Here is a 1357-nt window from a genome sequence, read left to right on the forward strand (position 1 = left end):
CGGGCTTCCCCTCGTAACGTGGAGACCGAACCAAGAGAGGTTTGGTCTTGGCAGGAACCACGAGGCGTCGCTTTGATCCGGAGTTCCGGGCTGGGGCGGTGCGTATCGTCAAGGAGACCGGCAAACCCGTCGCGCACATCGCGCGGGACCTGGGTATCAACGAGTACACGCTGCACAACTGGGTGCAGATGGACCGGCACGCAACGGGGCAGGTCGGGCGGGACGGCAACGGAGGCGGCAAGCTGAAGGAGTCCGAGCAGGAGGAGCTGGCGCGGCTGCGGCGGGAGAAGGCCGAGCTGGTCAAGCAGCACGCCAAGGAGAAGGCCGCCTGGGAGAAGGAACGCGCGGAGCTGGAGGACGAGCGTGATGTCCTCAAACGATCCGTGGTCCTATGGGTCAAGGACTCGCTGAACCGATAACCGTGGTGGAGTTCATCGAGTCCCAAAGGGCCGAGTTTGGTGTCCCCCACAAGATCTGCTTCCGTGCGCTGGGAGTATCGCCCTCGTGGTTCTACAAATGGAAGAACCGCAGGCCAACAGCTCGACAAGAGCGGCGCGCCCATCTAGACGAGGAGATCAGACGGCACTTTGCCGCCTCCGGTGGCACCTACGGGTCGCCACGCATCACCCAGGACCTGAGGGCCGAGGGCTGGAAGCTGTCGGAGAACACCGTGGCCAAGCGGATGGCCGAACTCGGCTTGGCCGGCCGCAGGCCGAAGAAGCCCCGTTCGCTGACCCGGCAGGGCAAGCGACCGGCCGCGCCGGATCTGGTGCGCCGGAAGTTCACCGCGGTCGCTCCAGACGTGCTGTGGGTCGGCGATGTCACGCTGATCCGCACCGATGAGGGGCCGCTGTACTTGGCCTCGGTCGAGGACTTGTTCTCTCGCCGGCTGCTCGGCTACGCCATGTCGGAGCACCATGACGCGGCGCTGACGGTCGCCTCGCTGCAGATGGCCGTGGTCACGCGCGGCGGCGACGTGAACGGGGTGATCTTCCACTCGGATCGCGGCTCGGAGTACACAGCTGCCCGCTACCAGGCCGAATGCCGCAAGCACGGGGTGGTGCAGTCGATGGGCCGGGTCGGGTGCGCGCTCGACAACGGAGCAGCCGAATCGCTCAACAGCACCCTGAAGGTCGAGTTCGTATACCGGCACCACTTCCGCACCCGCGCGGAGGCCCGGCTGAAGGTCGCGACCTGGATCGCGGATTTCTACAACGTCAAGCGCAGGCACAGTGCCAACGACGGGCTGCCCCCTGTCACATTCGAGCGTCAGATGATCGAGAAGCGGCAAGCATCAACGGTCCTGCTGAGGGCCGCTGTGGCATAGGACCGTCTCCACGCTTTGAGGGGATTGACA

At 65.4% G+C, this 1357-nt stretch carries 2 protein-coding genes; both read left to right on the forward strand.

From position 1 onward, the window contains the following. Positions 1–47 precede the first annotated feature (47 nt). Positions 48–419 (forward strand): transposase, encoded by a 372-nt coding sequence (locus ACIBI9_RS67895; protein WP_397239697.1) that lies wholly within the window; start codon positions 48–50, stop codon positions 417–419. A 5-nt stretch (positions 420–424) separates the two neighbouring features. Then, positions 425–1327, forward strand: coding sequence for an IS3 family transposase (locus tag ACIBI9_RS67900; protein WP_397239699.1), 903 nt, complete (start codon positions 425–427; stop codon positions 1325–1327). Positions 1328–1357: the final 30 nt, after the last annotated feature.

It is taken from the genome of Nonomuraea sp. NPDC050451, from assembly GCF_044458585.1.